This window comes from Kluyvera intermedia (assembly GCF_021440345.1).
In the GTDB taxonomy this organism is placed as follows: domain Bacteria; phylum Pseudomonadota; class Gammaproteobacteria; order Enterobacterales; family Enterobacteriaceae; genus Kluyvera; species Kluyvera intermedia_A.
In genome coordinates this window covers 1-17,661 of the sequence record NZ_JAKCNS010000034.1, presented here as the reverse complement: position 1 = coordinate 17,661, position 17,661 = coordinate 1, and the positions used below count along the sequence as shown (strand labels likewise).

Genomic DNA, 17,661 nt, shown 5'->3' with positions numbered 1-17,661 from the left:
AGGGGAAGGGCAGATATGCACTCAACGGTTCCCTCTCCCTTTGGGAGGGAGTTAGGGTGAGGGGAAGCGGCTTATCGTTTAGAACCGAAATACACCTCGTTCCAGCGCAGCGCGTCTTTAAACGCTGGCAGACGGGTATCGTTGTCAATGACGGCGATTTCAATATCGTGCAGCTCGGCGAACTGGCGCATATCGTCCAGCGTCAATGCGTGGCTGAACACGGTATGGTGCGCGCCGCCGGCGATGATCCACGCCTCAGAAGCGGTTTCCAGATTTGGATGTGCCTTCCACAGAGCGTTCGCCACCGGCAGTTTCGGCAGGTTGTGCGGGGTTTTCACCGTTTCGATGGTATTGACCAGCAGGCGGTAGCGGTCGCCAAGATCGATCATGCTCGCGACGATTGCCGGGCCGGTCTGGGTGTTAAAGATCAGACGCGCCGGATCGGCCTTGCCGCCGATGCCCAGATGCTGTACGTCGAGCAGCGGTTTGTCTTCGACCGCGATGGATGGGCAGACTTCCAGCATGTGCGAACCGAGCACCAGATCGTTCCCACCGTCGAAGTGGTAGGTGTAGTCTTCCATAAATGAGGTGCCGCCCTGTAGACCGGTCGACATCACTTTCATAATGCGAAGCAGGGCGGCGGTTTTCCAGTCGCCTTCGCCCGCAAAGCCGTAGCCTTGCTGCATCAGGCGCTGCACGGCGAGGCCCGGGAGCTGCTTCAGGCCGTGCAAATCTTCAAAGGTGGTGGTGAAGGCGTGGAAACCGCCTTCTTCGAGGAAGCGTTTCATCCCCAGCTCGATGCGCGCGGCGTCTAACACGTTCTGGCGTTTGTCGCCGTGGATCTGCGCGGCAGGCGTCAGGCGATAGCTGCTTTCATATTCATCAACCAGCGCGCTGATTTCACCGTCGGTCACGGCGTTGACCACCTGTACGAGATCGCCCACCGCCCAGGTATTGACCGAGAAGCCGAACTTAATCTGCGCCGCGACTTTATCGCCGTCGGTGACGGCAACTTCACGCATGTTATCGCCAAAGCGGCACACTTTCAGCTGACGGGTATCTTGTTTAGAAACGGCCTGGCGCATCCAGTCGCCGATGCGTTCCTGGGCGCGTTTTTCCTGCCAATGGCCGGTCACAACGCTGTGCTGCTGACGCATACGGGCGCCGATGAAACCGAACTCGCGGCCGCCGTGTGCGGTCTGGTTGAGGTTCATAAAGTCCATATCGATGCTGTCCCACGGCAGGGACGCGTTGAACTGGGTATGGAACTGCAGCAGCGGTTTGTTGAGTTGGGTCAGGCCGTTTATCCACATCTTCGCAGGAGAGAAGGTGTGCAGCCAGACAACCAGGCCGGCGCATCTATTATCGTAGTTGGCATCACGACAAATCGCGGTGATTTCATCCGGGCGCGTCCCCAGCGGTTTCAGCACCAGCTTGCATGGCAGCTTAGCTTCGGCATTTAAGGCATTAACCACGTGCTCCGCGTTTTGTGTCACCTGACGCAGTGTTTCTGCGCCATATAGATGCTGGCTGCCAATGACAAACCACACTTCATAATTATCAAAAACGGTCATAGTCGTATCCTTTAATGAGTCAACGCTGCAGGGGAAGTCGCGGATTTTTCCGACGAAGCAGCTGGAAGATAATGGTGTTCGGCGCTGACGGCCCATTGCTGGTAGCGCTGGTAAAGCTGTTCAAAGCGTTGAGCTTGCAGAGGCTGCGGCTGTAACGTGTGTTCAACGCGGCTAGCCATCTGCTGCTGGGCTGCAGGAATATCGTCATGAACGCGGGCGGCGACGGCGGCGAAAATCGCCGCACCCAGCGCGCAGCACTGATCGGAGGCCACAATCTGCAGCGGACGGTTGAGCACATCGCAGCAGGCCTGCATGATGACGCGGTTTTTACGGGCGATACCGCCCAGCGCCATCACGTTATTGACCGGGATGCCTTGTTCGGTGAAGCACTCCATAATGGCGCGGGCGCCAAAGGCGGTGGCGGCAATCAGCCCGCCAAACAGCGCAGGGGCATCGGTTGCCAGATTTAAATCGGTGATCACGCCCTTCAGACGCTGATTAGCGTTCGGCGTACGGCGACCGTTAAACCAGTCGAGCACCACCGGTAGATGGTCGAGCGAAGGATTGCTGGCCCACGCTTCGGTGAGAGCCGGAAGCAACTGCTTCTGGCTGGCTTTGATCTGCTCTTTAAGTTCAGGATGCTGGGCGGCAAGCTGTTCCAGCGGCCAGCCGAGCACGCGGCCAAACCAGGCGTAGATATCGCCGAAGGCCGACTGGCCCGCTTCCATCCCGATAAAGTTGGGCACCACGCTGCCGTCAACCTGGCCGCAGATGCCTTTCACCGTGCGGGTGCCGACGCTGTGTTTGTCGGCGATCAGGATGTCGCAGGTAGAAGTACCAATCACTTTCACCAGCGCGTTGGGCTGTGCGCCCGCACCGACTGCGCCCATATGGCAGTCGAATGCGCCGCCGGAGATAACCACTTTGGTTGACAACCCTAGGCGCTCGGCCCAGTCGGCGGTCAGCGTGCCGACGGGAACGTCTGCAGTCCAGGTTTCGCTAAACAGCGGGCAGGGCAGATGCTGATTGAGAATAGGGTCAAGTTCGTCGAAGAATGATGTTGGCGGCAATCCGCCCCAGCTTTCGTGCCACAGGGATTTGTGCCCGGCGCTACAGCGGCCACGGCGAATATCCTGCGGGCGAGTGGTGCCGGAAAGCAGCGCCGGAACCCAGTCGCAGAGTTCAATCCACGACGCGGCGGCCTGCGCGACGGTACGGTCTTCGCGGGTGACATGGAGGATTTTGGCCCAGAACCATTCGCTGGAGTAAATGCCGCCAATGTAGCGGGAGTAATCTTCTTTACCCGGCTGGTGGCACAGGCGGGTGATGGCTTCGGCCTCTTCAACTGCCGTATGGTCTTTCCACAGCACGAACATGGCGTTCGGGTTGTCGGTGAACTCTTCTTTCAGCGCCAGCACGTTACCGTCGGCGTCAATTGGGGCGGGCGTTGAGCCTGTGCTGTCGACGCCAATGCCGACCACATCCGCGCGCTGAGCGCTGGAAAGTTCGGCCAGTGCGCCTTTCAGCGCGGCTTCCATCGACTCAATATAGTCGCGTGGATGGTGGCGGAAGCGGTTATTCGGCGCGTCGCAGAAACGCCCTTCCTGCCAGCGCGGATACCATTCGACGCTGGTAGCGATTTCTTCACCCGTCGCGCAATCAACTGCCAGGGCGCGGACTGAATCACTGCCAAAATCGAGGCCAATTGCGATTGCCATCGTGTTACTCCATCTCAAAGAAAACGTGATAGTGAAACAGTAGATATCTCCGCTAAAAACCGTCAGGCAGGAACCGCTAATCTTATGGATGATCTTGCTGTCACCTGCCAAAGTGTGACGCTGTGCAAATAATCAATGTGGACTTTTCTGCCGTCTTTATAGACACTTTAGGTGTGGTCCTGACCGCATATCATTCCTGGATTAATTCTCTAAGTGCCTTGAAATAACGGGGTTGACAGCGGCTCTGGTTCTGTTATCGATTTAGCGCACCAGTCGTGAGGATAAAAAGCCGAGTATGGATAATTGGTTTCTTGAGATATCAATGAGGGTGAGCTGAAATGGCTGAAATGCAAAACGATCCCCTGCTGCCTGGTTATTCGTTTAACGCCCATCTGGTCGCGGGATTAACGCCGATCGAAGCCGGGGGATACCTGGATTTTTTCATCGACCGACCGCTCGGGATGAAGGGGTTTATTCTGAATATGACGGTGCGCGGTGAAGGCGTGATTGAAAATCAGGGCAAGCAGTTTGTTTGCCGTCAGGGCGATATGCTGCTTTTTCCGCCGGGCGAAATTCATCATTATGGCCGCCATCCTGACGCCAGCGAGTGGTATCACCAATGGGTCTACTTCCGTCCGCGTGCCTACTGGCACGAGTGGCTGAACTGGCCCGCTATCGTGGCGCAAACCGGTTTTTATCGTCCGGATGAAGCGCATCAGGCGGAGATTGCCAACCTGTTTGGCAAAATTATCGACGCCGGACAGGGCGTTGGACGTTACTCAGAGCTGCTGGCGATTAATCTGCTGGAGCAGTTATTACTGCGCCGTATGGAAGCGATTAACGAATCGTTGCATCCGCCAATGGACAACCGGGTGCGCGATGCCTGTCAGTACATCAGCGATCATCTGGCGGACAACCACTTTGAAATCGCCAGCGTGGCTCAACATGTTTGCCTGTCGCCGTCGCGCTTATCGCACCTGTTCCGCCAGCAGCTTGGGGTGAGCGTGCTGAGCTGGCGCGAGGATCAGCGTATCAGCCAGGCAAAACTGCTGCTGAGCACCACGCGGATGCCTATTGCGAGCGTAGGGCGTAACGTCGGCTTTGAAGATCAGCTTTATTTCTCGCGGGTATTTAAAAAATGCACCGGTGCCAGCCCGAGTGAATTTCGCGCGGGATGTGAATAAAAGGTAAAGAAAAGGAAATGCACTGTGTCGGCTTTTGTCTTTACCAGTAAACTCTAAAGACAATTGAAGGCTTGACGTTGCGGGGGACGCTCCGGAGAATCCCTGCTTCGTTTTCAAACCGGGCACACTATGCAAGAACTGCTGGAACACTTTATTACGCAATCCACGACCTATTCGCTGATTGCGGTGGCGCTGGTTGCGTTTCTGGAATCCCTGGCGCTGGTCGGCTTGATTCTGCCGGGTACCGTGATGATGGCGGGGTTGGGCGCGCTCATTGGCAGCGGTGAAGTGAATTTCTGGCAAGCGTGGCTGGTGGGGATCGTTGGCTGTCTGCTCGGCGATTGGATCTCCTTCTGGCTGGGGTGGCGTTTTAAAAAGCCGCTGCACCGCTGGTCGTTTATGAAGAAAAACCGCGCGCTGCTGGATAAAACCGAGCACGCTTTGCATCAGCACAGCATGATTACCATTCTGATTGGCCGCTTTGTCGGTCCTACGCGCCCGCTGGTGCCGATGGTCGCCGGAATGCTTGATCTGCCGGTCGCCAAATTTATTACCCCCAATATTATTGGCTGCGTGCTGTGGCCGCCGCTGTACTTCCTGCCGGGTATTCTGGCCGGGGCGGCTATCGATATTCCTGCTGATGAAAATAGCGCGAGCTTTAAATGGCTGCTGTTGGCCGCGGCGCTGTTACTGTGGGTTGGCGGCTGGTTGTGCTGGCGTTTGTGGCGTAGCGCCAGTCAGAGTCAGGATCGTTTGAGCGCATTTTTACCGCGCCAACGCTTGCTGCTGCTGGCTCCGCTGGTGACAGGCGTGGCGCTGGTCGCGCTGGTCAGCGTGATTCGTCACCCGCTAATGCCGGTGTATATCGATATTTTACGCAAAGTGGTCGGGCTGTAATGAGGGGAGTGCCGGATAAAGCATAGGCTTATCCGGCGGGTATCACGCGGTGATACCCAACATGGCGGAAGCGCTGGCGTTACCGCTCAACAGTTCCTGTGTGTCGCCATCCCAGGCGATGCGCCCATCGGCAATCACCATCGCCCGCGTGGCAATGCGCGCGGCATCTTCCACGCTGTGTGACACCATTAGTAACGTCAATTGCTGACGCTGGCAGACGTCGTCGACCAATTGCAGCATCTCCTGACGAAGCGCCGGGTCGAGTGCGGAAAAGGGTTCATCCAGCAGCAAAATCGGCTGCTCTCGCACCAGACAGCGCGCCAGCGCCGCGCGTTGACGCTGGCCGCCGGAAAGCTCGCCGGGAAACCTGTCCAGCATGGTCTCAAGGCCCATCTGTCCGGCAATAACCTGCAATTTACGTTGCTGATCGGCTGAGAGCTTCAGGCGCGGCGTCATTCCCAGCGCAATGTTCTGACGCACCGTCAGGTGGCTAAACAGATTGTTTTCCTGAAACAGCATCGATACCGGCCGCTGCGATGGCGGCGTAGCCGTATGGACTCGCCCCCCCAACATGATTGTCCCACTGGCTGGCGGCAGAAAACCGGCAATCAGATTGAGCAGCGTGGATTTACCCGCCCCGCTAGGGCCGAGGATCGCCACCTTTTCGCCCTGTGCAATCGAGGTGGTGAAGCGCATTGGCAGGTGCTGATACAGCCAGGTGACATCATTGAGTTTTAGCATGGCGTCCGGGTAACTTTTCAATAACGGTAAACAGAGCAAAGCACAGCAGCAGCAGAATCAGCGCGGTCACCGCGCCGTCCTGGCTGCGGTAGGTGCCAATCTGCTGATACAGATAAAACGGTAGCGTGCGGAAATTTTCGTTGCCGAACAGCGCCACGACGCCGAAATCACCAATCGACAGGACGCAGGCAAAGGCCAGTGCCTGCGCCAGCGGACGTTTCAGCGCCCGTAGTTCGACCACCCGCAGCCGATTGAAACCGGCAAGCCCCAGCGATTCGCACAGAATCGTGTAGCGGGCGGTAATGTCGCGCATCGGCGTTTCCAGCACTTTGATGGCATAAGGCACTGCCATCAGCGCGTTGGTGAAAATCACAATATCGTCGGCGGATTCCGGCAGGCCGATGGTGTTGTTAAGCAGCAGGAAGAAGCCGGTTGCCAGCACGATCCCCGGCATCGCCAGAATCAACATTCCGCTTAGCTCCATCGCCTGTCCGGCCAGTTGTCGATTGCGCGCCCGCAGTTCGCGGCTGCTCCACAGTAGCATCATGGTGAGGATTACGCACAGCACGCCAGCGGCGATGGCGATACGCAGCGATGTGCCAATGGCTTGCCATAAAATCTGCTGCTGTAGCACCTGCCACAGGCTGGCGTTGATGCCGTCAAACACCACCGCCAGCAGCGGTGGCAGCAGCAGTAACAGCGTGACAAAAATTAGCAGCGCGTCGCTAATCCGACTGTGCCAGCGGTCATCGGGATCGCGCCAGCCGTGGACCTGAGTATTGCCGACGGCAATGGCTCGGCTTAGCCGCTGGCTCAAGAGCACCAGTGCCAGGCAGCAGGTCATCTGAATGATCGCCAGCATCGCCGCGCGCGCCGGGTCATAATCGAAGTTCAGAGCCTGATAAATGGCCAGCTCAATGGTGGTGGCGGAAGGCCCGCCGCCCAGCGACAGTACGGTAGCGAAGCTGGCGAAACAGAGCATAAAAATCAGCGTGGCAATAGGCAGAATTTGCCGCCGCATCCACGGCCATTCGACGTAACGAAAGAACGGATAGCCGCGCATGCCCAACTGGGCAGCAAGCTGACGCTGCTCGCCGGGGATTTGCTCCAGCGCTTGCAGCAGCAGGCGAGTCGCCATCGGCATATTAAAGAAGACGTGCGCCAGAAGAATGCCCTGTAGGCCGTAGGGCGAGAAATTCCACTGCCAGCCGAGCCACGCGTAAAGCTGCGCCAGCCAGCCCTGGCGCCCGTAAACGCTGAGAATACCGAACACAGCAACCAGTACCGGTAAAATCAGCGTCATGGCGCACAACCGCAGCAATAGCTGTCGGCCAGGGAAGCGGCGTCGGTAAAGCGCACGCGCAAGGAAGATGGCCGGCACAACCGACAGCAGTGCCGAAAGAAACGCCTGCCAGAAGGAGAAGCGCACCACGTGCCACAGGTAGCTATCTCCGAGCAGCGCCGACCATGAGATCTCCGGCGCGTTCAGCCACAGCGCCAGAAACGCTGCCAGGGCAACGGCCACCATCAACGCGGTGGCCGTGAGCCCAGGGTACAGCCAGCGGGGAATTAGCGGCTGGCTGCGCGAAGCCATGCGTTAATCCAGTTTTGACGTTCTGTGGCCACCTGCTGTGGGGTAAATTCAAGCGCGGTTTGTGGTTTCACCAGGCTGTTAAAGCCTTCCGGCAGCGTGACCTGGGTGACTGGATACATCCAGTTGCCGGTCGGGATGGCGTTCTGGAATGCCGGGGAAACCATAAAGTTCAGGAACTCATCAGCCAGTTTCTGCTGTTTGCTGGCGGCGGTTTTCGCGGCCACTTCCACCTGCAGATAATGGCCTTCGGTAAAGGCTGCCGCCGCGTAGTTATCTTTCTTCTCTTCGATAATGTGGTACGCCGGAGAGGTGGTATAGCTCAGCACCAGGTCGCTTTCCCCTTTCAGGAACAGGCCGTAGGCTTCGCTCCAGCCTTTGGTGACGGTAACGGTTTTGGCCGCCAGCTTCTGCCAGGCTTCCGGTGCTTTGTCACCGTAGACTTTTTGCATCCACAGCAGCAGGCCTAAACCCGGTGTGCTGGTGCGCGGGTCCTGATAAATCACGCGCCATTTCTGAGAGCTTTCAACCAGCTCTTTCAGGCTTTTCGGTGGGTTTTTCAGTTTGTTTTTATCGTAGACGAAGGCGAAGTAGCCGTAGTCGAAGGGTACAAAAGTATCGTTAGTCCAGCCGCCCGGGACGCTTACCGCGCTGGCAGGAACGTTGCTTTTGGCAAACAGTTTGGTGTCGGTAGCGGCCTGCAGCAGGTTGTTATCCAGCCCTAACACCACGTCAGCTTTGCTGTTTTTGCCTTCCATTCGCAGACGGTTCAGCAGCGACACGCCATCTTCCAGCGCCACGAACTTCAGTTCGCAGTTACAGTCGGCTTCAAATGCTTTTTTCACCGCAGGACCTGGGCCCCAATCGGCAGCAAAGGAGTCATAGGTATAAACCGTCAGGACCGGTTTAGCGAAGGCCGGAGCGGCCACCAGGACCAGCAGGGGGAGTAATTTTTTGAACACTTTGCACCTTTAGTATATTGGTGGCAAAGGATTTTGAGTGAGCCTCAAATCCCTTCGCCGGGATTATCCGGATCAGGTTCGACGGGTATTATCTCAGCCCATACACTTCATCTTTTGAGCTGCTGGCTGCACTCGTTCGCCGCCTTGATGCAACTCAAATGATTTCGTGTATGCTTTTTTAGCACCCCGTTGAGAACGGCACATTGTAATGATTACGTGAATAAATCAAAAGCCTTAAGCGCGATCCTATCCGGTTCTACGGATCCGGCGGAGCAAACCAGGCCGATTTAAAGTCAAACCAGCCTAAAGTGTTCATGCGCACGCCGCGCATACTGCGCTGCCCCTGGATCATCAGCCAGTGGTGAATCAGCGGTACCACGCATTGATTTGCCAGCAATTGCTGGCACCAGTCGGCCTGCGGGAGATCGTCCGCCCGCCAGCGCGCCGCATCCTGCTCCCAGTCGATGGGAATGCAGTGGCGAATTAGCGGTACTTCATACAGATAGGCAAATAACGAGAAATCCAGCGGCAAGGTGAAGTTGGCGCTGTTAAGCCAGATATCGCTCACCACCTCGCCCCGATGCCATTCGTCGTATTCCACTTCCTGAATGTTCAGCGTGACCTGATGTTCCGCCAGCAGCTGCTGCATGATGAGGCCGATGATTTTGTGTTCGACGTGCTCCCGGTAATAGGTCAGGGTGATTGACTCCAGTCCGGCCGGTTTCTCGCAGGCTTGACTGCGCGCATGGTGCCAGCGCGGCAGCAGTCCATAGGCTGGAAACCAGTGGCTTTGGTGTTGATCGCCCGCGTGGTAGAGAAGATTGTTGGGGTGAAATATGTGGCTCAGCCATTGACGCACCGCCGGATTGCTACCGCGTGGGCTGCGAGCATCGAATAGTAGGTAGTAGCAGCCTTCTTCCAGCCGGCTCTCGATCGCTTTTTCGCTCTGCGTGGTGCCCTGGAGCGTCAGGCCGCAGTTATTCTCTTCCCCAATTTCCGGTAGCACCCAGACGTTAACTTCATCAATTAAAGCACGGAAACCAAAGTAATCATCAAAGGCGTGGATCTTCAGCTGGTTCAGGTTGTTGCGTGCCACCGCATACGGGCCGGTACCGACCGGTATGCGGGAGAAATCGGGCAGCGATTGCCACTCGCGCGGCAGGATCATTGCCGATACCTGGCCTAACAACAAAGGCAGCCAGCGGTCGGGCTCATGCAGATGCACATCCAACGTCCACGCGGTCGGGGAGTCGATGCGCGCAATATTGGAGAACAGCGGTAGCGTCATGCTGCGGTGCAGCGAAGCGATGACGTCGTCCATCTCCAGTTCGCGTCCGTGATGGAAATGAATGCCAGGACGCAAATAAAAACGCCAGTGTAATGAGGAAATTGCCTGCCAATGGTGCGCAATATCGGCTTCCAGTTCCCCATTTGCCTCATTTACTCGGGTCAACGCGCTAAATATTTGCCGCGCAATGTGGGTTTCCGAGCGTCGTAGGGCCGTTCCGGGAAGTAAATTGTGCATCGGGCGGTAGTAAAGCACGCGTAAGATATGCCGCCCCTGACGGAAACTCCGGCCTAAATGCGACACCAGCATCTGGCGCACCGCCGCTTTATCGCCAACCAGTTGTACCAGCTGATCGATCCGGTCTTGCTCCAGCAGATCCTCCGCGCGTTGCTGCTGCAATGCCAGTCCGGTATAGAGGAAGGTGAGCCTGGAGCGCTTGCCACGCCCGACTTCTGCCTCCCAGGTGAGCCAGCCGCGCGCCTCCATAGTGTTCAATAGCGTACGCATATGGCGGCGGGAACAGCTCAGCAGTTCGGCCAGATTATTCAGCGTGGTTTCCTGCGATTTACCTTCGCAGCACTGCCATAAGCGGATGAATTGTTGTTGCAGTCGACCTGAAGGCATAAAAGAGGAACTCCCGCTAAAAACTCAGCAATTTATTAATCCCTATATTAAGCCAATAATAGCTTTCGATGAAGCGAGGAGGTGTCTACCCGTCGTCTTTCAAGTTGCAGATGCATTGGCTGCGCCTGCTCGTCCCGGCCACATCGTTGTATGTGAATGGGGGCTAACAGGCTTGCGGTTTTCCAGCAACTCGAAATCCATAGGGTAGATGAGGAGGTCACTATGTATCAGTTCTACCAGCGTTATTTTTCTGCTACCAAAAATGTTTCCTGGCTGGCCCGTCAGGCAACCGCGCAGCGGCTTGAAGTGCTGAATGCTCTGATGCAATGGGAAGTTACGAACCCGACCTCTGAGCATTAATTCGCCTAATCATGTGTGACTGAGTATTTGCCAGCAGGTATCATCTGCTGGCTTTTTTTTATTCTTTCGTGTGCACAAAGGATTTCAGATGCTCTGGTTAATGACGATGGGACGACGTCTCAACGGTGTGTATGCCGCCTTTATGATGGTGGCGTTTATGATGGGGATTGCGGGAGCGCTGCAAGCGCCGACGTTGAGCCTGTATCTCAGCCGTGAGGTCGGCGTGCAGCCGTTCTGGGTTGGCCTGTTCTATACCGTCAATGCAGTTGCTGGGATCGTGGTTAGCCTTGCGTTGGCAAAGCGATCCGATAGCCGGGGAGACAGGCGTAAGCTCATCATGTTCTGTTGCCTGATGGCGGTAGGCAACGCGCTATTGTTCGCCTTCAATCGCCATTATCTGACGCTGATTACCTGCGGCGTGCTGCTGGCCTCGATCGCCAACGCCGCCATGCCGCAGCTGTTTGCGCTGGCGCGCGAATACGCCGACAGTTCGGCCCGTGAAGTGGTGATGTTCAGCTCGGTGATGCGTGCGCAGCTCTCGCTGGCGTGGGTGATTGGCCCGCCGTTAGCCTTTATGCTGGCGCTGAACTACGGCTTTACCGCCATGTTCTCTATCGCGGCCGCTATTTTTGCCATTAGCCTGGCGCTGATCGCGCTGACGCTACCTTCGGTGGCGCGAATCGAGCAACCCGCTGACGCGGAGCAGAATCCGGTCAGCGGCTGGAAAGATAGCAACGTCCGCATGCTGTTTATCGCCTCGACGCTGATGTGGACCTGCAACACCATGTATATCATTGATATGCCGCTGTGGATCAGCAGCGATCTTGGGCTGCCTGATAGTCTGGCGGGGATCCTGATGGGCACTGCTGCCGGGCTGGAAATTCCGGCAATGATCCTTGCGGGCTACTACGTGAAGCGCTTTGGTAAACGGCGGATGATGGTCACGGCGGTGGCCGCGGGCGTCATGTTTTATATCGGCCTGATATTTTTCCATAGCCACACGTCGCTGCTGGTATTGCAGCTATTTAACGCCGTGTTTATCGGTATCGTCGCCGGGATTGGTATGTTGTGGTTCCAGGATTTGATGCCGGGACGCGCAGGGGCGGCGACTACGCTGTTTACCAACAGTATTTCGACCGGCGTGATTCTCGCAGGTATTGTGCAGGGCGCGCTGGCGCAAAGTTTCGGCCACTTCTCGGTATACTGGATGATTGCGGGGATTTCGCTGGTGGCGCTGGTAATGACCTGCCGGGTGAAGGACGTGTGAGGTGATAATGCCGGATGCGCAGGGCATCCGGCATATGAGGCGTTAACGCATAAACGCTGGTTGCTTATTCTCATAAGTAGAAATGGAATCTTCGTGCTGCAGCGTCAGGCCAATACTATCCAGGCCATTAATCATGCAGTGGCGGCGGAAGTCGTCGATTTTAAAGCTATAAGTCTTCTCGCCCGCTTTCACCACCTGCGCTTCCAGATCCACTTCAAATTTAATCCCCGGATTGGCTTTCACCAGCGTAAACAGCTCGTCGACCTGCTCATCGCTCAGGGTCACCGGCAGCAGCTGGTTGTTAAAGCTGTTGCCATAGAAGATGTCGGCAAAACTTGGGGCAATCACTACTTTAAAACCGTAGTCGGTCAGCGCCCACGGCGCGTGTTCGCGTGAGGAACCACAGCCGAAGTTTTCCCGCGCCAGCAGGATGGAAGCGCCTTTGTACTCCGGGAAGTTCAGCACGAACTCAGGATTCGGCTGCTCGCCTTTGTCGTCGAGGAAGCGCCAGTCGTTAAACAGGTGCGCGCCGAAGCCGGTACGGGTGACTTTCTGCAAAAACTGTTTTGGGATAATCGCATCGGTATCGACGTTCGCGGCATCCAGCGGCACCACCAGTCCCGTATGTTGGGTAAATTTCTCTGCCATGATGGTTTCCTTATTTCATGCTACGAATATCGGCGAAATGGCCGGTTACCGCGGCCGCTGCGGCCATCGCCGGGCTGACCAGGTGAGTACGGCCACCGCGGCCCTGACGGCCTTCAAAGTTACGGTTGCTGGTGGAGGCACAGCGTTCGCCCGGGTTCAGACGGTCGTTGTTCATCGCCAGGCACATCGAGCAACCTGGCAGACGCCATTCAAAACCGGCTTCGATAAAGATCTTATCCAGACCTTCCGCTTCTGCCTGCGCTTTTACCGGGCCGGAGCCTGGCACAACCAGCGCCTGCACGCCAGGAGCCACTTTGCGGCCTTTGGCGATTTCAGCCGCTGCGCGTAAATCTTCAATACGCGAGTTGGTGCAGGAACCGATAAACACTTTATCGATAGCGACATCGGTCAGCGGAATACCCGGCTTGAGGCCCATGTAGGCCAACGCTTTCTCGGCGCTGGCGCGCTCGACCGGATCGTTAAAGGATGCGGGATCCGGAATGTTGTCATTCACGGAGATCACCTGGCCTGGGTTGGTGCCCCAGGTGACCTGCGGCGCGATGTCTTCGGCTTGCAGAGTGACGACGTTGTCAAAGGTTGCGCCGTCGTCGGTTTTCAGGGTTTTCCAGTAGCTTACCGCGTCGTCAAAATCTTTGCCTTTCGGCGCGTGCAGACGGCCTTCTACGTAGTTGAAGGTGGTTTCGTCTGGCGCCACCAGGCCTGCTTTCGCACCCAGTTCGATAGCCATATTACACAGGGTCATACGACCTTCCATGGTCAGGTCGCGAATCGCCTGGCCGCAGAATTCCACCACGTAGCCGGTACCGCCGGCGCTGCCGGTTTTACCGATAATCGCCAGCACGATGTCTTTCGCTGTAATGCCCGGCGCTGCTTTGCCGTTGACTTCAATCTTCATGGTTTTCGCGCGACCCTGTTTCAGGGTCTGCGTCGCCAGCACGTGCTCGACTTCCGAGGTGCCGATACCGAACGCCAGCGCACCGAATGCGCCGTGAGTCGCGGTGTGGGAGTCGCCACAAACGATGGTCATGCCCGGCAGGGTGACACCCTGTTCCGGCCCCATGACGTGCACGATACCCTGGTAAGGGTGATTCAGGTCATACAGCTCTACGCCGAATTCGTTGCAGTTCTTAATCAGCTCCTGCATCTGAATACGCGCCATCTCGCCGGAGGCGTTGATGTCTTTGGTCTGCGTGGAAACGTTGTGATCCATCGTTGCGAAGGTTTTGCCCGGCTGACGAACCGGACGCTTGTGTGCGCGCAGACCGTCGAACGCCTGTGGTGAAGTCACTTCGTGCACCAGGTGGCGATCGATGTACAGCAGAGGCGTTTCGTTTGGCGCTTCAAACACCACGTGAGCATCAAACAATTTTTCGTATAAGGTCTTCGCCATGGTTACACCCCTTCGGCAACGTAGCGGGCAATGATGTCGCCCATTTCATCGGTACTGACAGCCGCGCCGCCGCGGGCTAAGTCGCTGGTGCGAACGCCTTCTTCCAGCGCGCGGTTGATAGCGGCTTCAATCGCAGAAGCGGCATCGTTAGCATCCAGGCTGTAGCGCAGCAACAGCGCCAGCGACAGAATTTGTGCGATTGGGTTAGCGATATTTTTACCGGCGATATCCGGCGCTGAGCCACCGGCCGGTTCGTACAGGCCGAAGCCTTCTTCGTTCAGACTCGCAGATGGCAGCATCCCCATGGAACCGGTGATCATCGCGCATTCGTCGGAGAGAATGTCGCCGAACAGGTTAGAACACAGCAGCACGTCAAACTGGGACGGGTCTTTAATCAGCTGCATAGTGGCGTTGTCGATGTACATATGCGCCAGTGCAACGTCCGGATACTCTTTGCTGATTTCGCTGACGATTTCGCGCCACAGAATAGAAGACTGCAGTACGTTGGATTTGTCGATAGAGGTCACTTTGTGACGGCGTTTGCGCGCAGATTCAAAGGCAATGCGGGCAATACGCTCAATTTCGAAACGGTAATACACTTCGGTATCAAACGCTTTTTCGTGCTGACCGCTGCCTTCGCGGCCTTTCGGCTGGCCGAAGTAGATACCGCCAGTCAGTTCGCGGACGCACAGAATGTCGAAGCCGTTAGCGGCGATATCGGCGCGCAGCGGGCAGAACTCTTCCAGCCCCTGATACAGTTTCGCTGGACGCAGGTTGCTGAACAACTTGAAGTGTTTACGCAGCGGCAGCAGGGCACCGCGCTCTGGCTGCTGCGCTGGTGGCAGGTTTTCCCATTTTGGGCCACCCACGGAGCCAAACAGAATTGCATCGGCCTGGTCGCAGCCATCGACGGTCGCCTGTGGCAACGGCTCGCCGTGGCGGTCGATGGCGATACCACCGACATCATAATGGCTGGTGGTAATACGCATATCAAAACGCTGACGTACGGCTTCCAGTACTTTCAATGCCTGTGTCATGACTTCCGGGCCAATACCGTCACCTGGTAACACAGCAATATGGTAATTCTTCGACATTACACGGTTTCCTTGTTGTTCTCGTTATTCTTAATTTTGCGTTGCAATTCTTTTTCGACTTCGGCGGCGCGCCAGATGTTGTTCAGCACGTGAACCATTGCTTTGGCGGAGGATTCGACGATATCTGTCGCCAGACCCACACCGTGGAAACGACGACCGTTATGGGTGACGACGATATCGACCTGGCCCAGCGCGTCTTTCCCCTGGCCTTTAGCGTTCAGGTCATATTTGACCAGCTCAACGTCGTAGCCGGTGATGCGGTTAATCGCCTGGTAAATCGCGTCGACCGGGCCGTTGCCGTTAGCGGCTTCGGCTTTACTCTCTTCGCCACAGGCCAGTTTGACGGAGGCGGTGGCGATATCGCTGGAGCCGGACTGCACGCTGAAGTAATCCAGACGGAAATGCTCAGGTTCTTCCTGCTGCTTGTTAATGAACGCCAGCGCTTCCAAATCGTAATCAAAGACCTGGCCTTTTTTGTCCGCCAACTTCAGGAAGGCGTCGTACAGGTGGTCCATGTTGTAGTCGGTATCTTTGTAGCCCATCTCTTCCATGCGGTGCTTCACGGCGGCGCGGCCGGAGCGAGAGGTCAGGTTCAACTGAACCTGATTCAGGCCGATGGATTCCGGGGTCATGATTTCGTAGTTTTCGCGGTTCTTCAGGACGCCATCCTGGTGGATGCCGGAAGAGTGGGCGAAGGCACCGGTGCCGACGATGGCTTTGTTGGCCGGGATAGGCATGTTGCAGATCTGGCTAACGGTCTGGCTGGTACGCCAGATTTCATTGTGGTTGATGGCGGTGTGCACTTTCATGATGTCTTTGCGCACTTTAATCGCCATGATGACTTCTTCTAAAGAACAGTTACCCGCGCGTTCACCGATGCCGTTCATTGCACCTTCAACCTGACGAGCGCCCGCGTGGACTGCCGCCAGCGAGTTACCGACCGCCATCCCTAAATCGTCGTGGGTGTGAACGGAGATGATTGCTTTGTCGATATTCGGTACACGCTCATACAGGCCGGTGATGATATTGGAGAACTCAAATGGCAGGGTGTAACCGACGGTATCTGGAATATTAATGGTGGTCGCACCGGCATTGATGGCGGCTTCAACCACACGAGACAGCTGATCGATTGGCGTACGGCCTGCATCTTCGCAGGAAAATTCCACATCATCGGTGTAATTACGCGCCCGTTTCACCATATAGACCGCACGTTCAATCACTTCTTCCAGCGTGCTGCGCAGCTTGGTGGCGATATGCATTGGTGAGGTGGCGATAAAGGTATGAATGCGGAATGCTTCAGCCACTTTCAGCGACTCGGCGGCAACATCAATGTCCTGCTCGACGCAGCGCGCCAATGCACAGACGCGGCTGTTTTTAATATTGCGAGCGATAGTCTGTACAGACTCGAAATCGCCCGGAGAAGAGACTGGGAAGCCGACTTCCATTACGTCAACGCCCATACGTTCGAGGGCGAAGGCAATCTGCAGCTTCTCTTTCACGCTCAGGCTTGCCTGTAATGCCTGTTCACCATCACGTAAGGTCGTATCAAAAATAATGACTTGCTGGCTCATGGTTTAGGTCCTTGGGTTTACTTGGGCGCCTTGCTACGAGCATAAAAAAACCCGCGCAGCGGCGCGGGTTTTTGTTTTACTGATGATGACTTAACGTAATACGTCGCACACCAGTCTACCGCGCACAGAAGAGGCGTTTAGTAGTAGTAGACCGTTGATGCGAGTGATACGAAACATTGTCATCATTCTCCAGATGAATTCGATATGCTATTAGTGGTACTGGATATGACTTCTGATGTCAACCCTGAATGAAGATGAGAGAGCATAATGAACGGGTAAACGAAACGATTGAATTAGCTAATTGTGCTGATGAATGTCTCAGTTTATAGAGAATCATTTTTAGGCTAATTCATAGTTTTAATATTTTGTCGCATTTGAACATCTTTTATTGCATCCAAACATGAGTTTGTCATGTGCTGACGGTGTTTGTATCGTCATGATAGTCATGTGATTTATTTTTAATATATCGTATTTTGTATAGTTAAAAGCGAACTATCTGATACAAAAATGTTAATTATGGCTATTCTCCAATAAAACACTTTAATAAATCTAAATTTATCATTCCGATTTCGGTGTGTTGTGTATTCGTCTGATCTATGGGTAAACTGCGTGCTATCAATTTGGTGATATAAATAAGAGCCGCTTTTATCCTTCATAAGCTGTGCTTTTTGGGTAATGACTCCAACTTATTGATAGTGTTTTATGTTCAGATAATGCCCGATGACTTTGTC

The 17,661-nt window shown here is 55.6% G+C and carries 15 protein-coding genes and 1 riboswitch; of the genes, 4 read left to right on the top strand and 11 right to left on the bottom strand.

Translation table 11 applies throughout. The features are described from left to right. Positions 1-71 precede the first annotated feature (71 nt). Positions 72-1,574 (bottom strand): L-arabinose isomerase, encoded by a 1,503-nt coding sequence (araA, locus tag LZ634_RS10380; RefSeq protein WP_234504699.1) that lies wholly within the window; start codon positions 1,572-1,574, stop codon positions 72-74. Positions 1,575-1,585: 11 nt separating this feature from the next. Then, entirely contained in the window at positions 1,586-3,292 is a 1,707-nt protein-coding gene (gene araB / locus LZ634_RS10375) for a ribulokinase (RefSeq protein WP_234504696.1), read from the bottom strand. A gap of 338 nt (positions 3,293-3,630) precedes the next feature. On the opposite strand from araB, the gene araC reads away from it, so the two are divergent. Continuing rightward, on the top strand, positions 3,631-4,476 hold the full coding sequence (araC, locus tag LZ634_RS10370) for an arabinose operon transcriptional regulator AraC (protein WP_234504694.1): 846 nt from the start codon (positions 3,631-3,633) through the stop codon (positions 4,474-4,476). A 129-nt stretch (positions 4,477-4,605) separates the two neighbouring features. After that, positions 4,606-5,373: a DedA family protein gene (locus LZ634_RS10365; RefSeq protein ID WP_234504692.1), complete on the top strand. Its 768-nt coding sequence runs from the start codon at positions 4,606-4,608 to the stop codon at positions 5,371-5,373. A gap of 42 nt (positions 5,374-5,415) precedes the next feature. Here LZ634_RS10365 and thiQ read toward each other — a convergent pair whose 3' ends face one another. The 4 genes from thiQ to sgrR all read right to left on the bottom strand — a co-directional run bounded on the left by thiQ (position 5,416) and on the right by sgrR (position 10,579). Then, on the bottom strand, positions 5,416-6,114 hold the full coding sequence (gene thiQ, locus LZ634_RS10360; RefSeq protein WP_234504691.1) for a thiamine ABC transporter ATP-binding protein ThiQ: 699 nt from the start codon (positions 6,112-6,114) through the stop codon (positions 5,416-5,418). Further along, a complete protein-coding gene (thiP, locus tag LZ634_RS10355) occupies positions 6,098-7,708 on the bottom strand; it encodes a thiamine/thiamine pyrophosphate ABC transporter permease ThiP (protein ID WP_234504689.1) in 1,611 nt (536 codons plus the stop codon). Before thiP ends, thiQ begins: the two co-directional genes overlap by 17 nt. Further along, positions 7,684-8,667: a thiamine ABC transporter substrate binding subunit gene (gene thiB / locus LZ634_RS10350; RefSeq protein WP_234504687.1), complete on the bottom strand. Its 984-nt coding sequence runs from the start codon at positions 8,665-8,667 to the stop codon at positions 7,684-7,686. The genes thiP and thiB overlap by 25 nt, the downstream gene beginning before the upstream one ends. A 31-nt stretch (positions 8,668-8,698) precedes the next feature. Then, positions 8,699-8,866, bottom strand: a riboswitch (TPP riboswitch). Positions 8,867-8,923: 57 nt separating this feature from the next. Beyond that, a complete protein-coding gene (gene sgrR, locus LZ634_RS10345) occupies positions 8,924-10,579 on the bottom strand; it encodes an HTH-type transcriptional regulator SgrR (RefSeq protein ID WP_234504685.1) in 1,656 nt (551 codons plus the stop codon). 222 nt (positions 10,580-10,801) lie between these two features. On the opposite strand from sgrR, the gene sgrT reads away from it, so the two are divergent. Both sgrT and LZ634_RS10335 read left to right on the top strand, forming a co-directional pair. Then, a complete protein-coding gene (gene sgrT, locus LZ634_RS10340) occupies positions 10,802-10,939 on the top strand; it encodes a glucose uptake inhibitor SgrT (RefSeq protein WP_234504683.1) in 138 nt (45 codons plus the stop codon). Between the two features lie 88 nt (positions 10,940-11,027). Further along, positions 11,028-12,206, top strand: coding sequence for a sugar efflux transporter (locus LZ634_RS10335; protein WP_234504681.1), 1,179 nt, complete (start codon positions 11,028-11,030; stop codon positions 12,204-12,206). Positions 12,207-12,248: 42 nt separating this feature from the next. Here the strand turns inward: LZ634_RS10335 and leuD are convergent, their stop codons facing one another. The 5 genes from leuD to leuL form a co-directional block, all read right to left on the bottom strand. Beyond that, positions 12,249-12,854 carry a 3-isopropylmalate dehydratase small subunit gene (leuD, locus tag LZ634_RS10330; RefSeq protein ID WP_234504678.1) on the bottom strand — a complete coding sequence of 202 codons (606 nt, stop codon included), beginning with the start codon at positions 12,852-12,854 and terminating at the stop codon, positions 12,249-12,251. 10 nt (positions 12,855-12,864) lie between these two features. Continuing rightward, the gene (gene leuC, locus LZ634_RS10325; RefSeq protein WP_234504675.1) at positions 12,865-14,265 is read right to left on the bottom strand and encodes a 3-isopropylmalate dehydratase large subunit; all 1,401 of its coding nucleotides are present in this window, start codon (positions 14,263-14,265) and stop codon (positions 12,865-12,867) included. Between the two features lie 2 nt (positions 14,266-14,267). Beyond that, positions 14,268-15,359 (bottom strand): 3-isopropylmalate dehydrogenase, encoded by a 1,092-nt coding sequence (gene leuB / locus LZ634_RS10320; protein WP_234504673.1) that lies wholly within the window; start codon positions 15,357-15,359, stop codon positions 14,268-14,270. Beyond that, the gene (gene leuA, locus LZ634_RS10315; RefSeq protein WP_061282260.1) at positions 15,359-16,930 is read right to left on the bottom strand and encodes a 2-isopropylmalate synthase; all 1,572 of its coding nucleotides are present in this window, start codon (positions 16,928-16,930) and stop codon (positions 15,359-15,361) included. The genes leuB and leuA overlap by 1 nt, the downstream gene beginning before the upstream one ends. Positions 16,931-17,020: 90 nt before the next feature. Further along, positions 17,021-17,107: a leu operon leader peptide gene (gene leuL / locus LZ634_RS10310; protein WP_234504796.1), complete on the bottom strand. Its 87-nt coding sequence runs from the start codon at positions 17,105-17,107 to the stop codon at positions 17,021-17,023. Positions 17,108-17,661: the final 554 nt, after the last annotated feature.